This window comes from Cohnella boryungensis (assembly GCF_042651945.1).
GTDB classification, from domain to species: Bacteria; Bacillota; Bacilli; order Paenibacillales; family Paenibacillaceae; genus Cohnella; species Cohnella boryungensis.
In genome coordinates, this window is record NZ_JBHSED010000060.1 from 1 (window position 1) to 1,771 (window position 1,771).

Below are 1,771 nucleotides of genomic sequence, written 5' to 3' on the forward strand. Positions count from 1 at the left end.
GTTAGAATTCCTGTAGAACGAATAATTTGGAGTTTGAATAAAAAAGAGTGCCTCGGTAAGATAGGGTTGCGCACGGGGTCATTGCCCCAAAAACCCATCATCATGGAGGTCACTCTACTATGAAGTTTAAGGCACAAGATAAACAAAATCAACTCATTGAAAACATTACCGTTCATCACCTTGTTATTGGTGTAGACATCGCTCAGGAGACTCACGTTGCTAGAGCCGTCAATTTCCGTGGTATTGCTTTGGGTAATCCATTGGAATTTAGTAATGACGAAATCGGCTTCCAATCTCTTAATCACTGGATCCGCGACTTGTTGGCCTTGTACAAGCTATCCCAAATAATCGTCGGTATGGAGCCGACAGGACACTACTGGCTCAGCCTTGCCCACTGGCTTAATAACAGGGAGTTTGAAGCAGTACTCGTTAACCCTCACCTAGTCAAAAAGAACAAAGAGAACCGCGACAATACACGATCTAAAAGTGACAAAAAGGATGCCCTCGTGATTGCAGACATGGTTAAGAACGGCTACTATTCCCCTGTCCGGTTCCATTCTACAGAATACGAAGAACTGCGCGTCCTAATGGCAAACCGAGAGACCGTTGTTAAACGGTTTGTAAGTGCAGTGAACCAGATCCACCGTTGGGTCGACATTGTGTTTCCTGAGCTTAGACAAGTCTTTAAAATTTTAACTTGCAAAGGTGCATTGGTGACTCTTCGTTTATTTCCTCTCCCTACCGATCTATGTAAATTAGAGCCTGCTGATGTGATTTCTGGATGGAAAAAGGCCATGAAACGACATTCAGGTGTACGTAGGGCTAAGTTGCTCATCGATCTTGCCAAACGAACCGTGGGCTCCAAACAGGCGACACACGCCTACAAGCTCCATCTTGAGCATCTTCTTGAGGAGTACGACTTAGCTAGCAGACAGCTGCAGAAAATCGAGGAAGAGGCCAAATCCGTGCTCGAGCGTATCCCCTATACGAGTAAAATCCTTACCATCACTGGTGTTAGTGCTACAGCTTTAGCAGGCGTTCTAGGGGAATCGGGCGATCTCAGCGGTTATTCCCACGGGAACGCATTACTCCGTCACGCCGGCCTTAATCTAACCGAGGCAAGCTCAGGGAAATGGAAAGGCCAGATGACGCTCAGTAAACGTGGCCGCCCACGCCTTCGACACTTCCTCTACCTAATCACGATGTGCATGGTCATGACCAACTCAGAATTTAAGGCTTTGCATCACCATAATGTCGAGGTTAAGAAGCTTAAGAGAATGAAATCAATTATGAAGTTATGCGGAAAACTCGCCCGTATTTTAGTCGGTTTGGCACGAAGTGAGGAAGACTACAGCCCAGATAAAGTCTTTACTCTGGCTGCCTAATAGCTAAAAGCACCACTCACGCAAGCTCTTGTATTCGCAGGATGACAAAGAAAGCACGGAGTATCGGGATCCGTTGAACAAAAGGGCTTCGACCCGTTCCGTTAGAAATACCGACCTCCACCCCTTAGATAGGTGTAACGAAGGAATGAAAGGGCATTTGACCCGTTGAGACATGGGAGTGAAAATCGCTAAGGGCACCGTGGAGAATATGTGCAGCAAATGGAACAAATTGGGTGGAACTGTCTACACCTTTGTTCATGCACGCCTTCTAACAGCCCAACTTAGTGACCCCTGGCTCTCTTTATTCATCACCACATTATAAAAGGGATGAAATCCTGCGAATATACGAGCTTGCGTGAGAAAATCAAATCATATCGAGGGAGTTC

1 protein-coding gene is annotated in these 1,771 nt (G+C 46.2%); it reads left to right on the top strand.

Annotated elements, in window-relative coordinates; all coding sequences use genetic code 11:
• The first annotated feature begins 119 nt into the window (after positions 1-119).
• Positions 120-1,385, top strand: a complete 1,266-nt coding sequence (locus ACFO1S_RS23660; protein ID WP_204606410.1) for an IS110 family RNA-guided transposase — start codon at positions 120-122, stop codon at positions 1,383-1,385.
• Positions 1,386-1,771 lie beyond the last annotated feature (386 nt).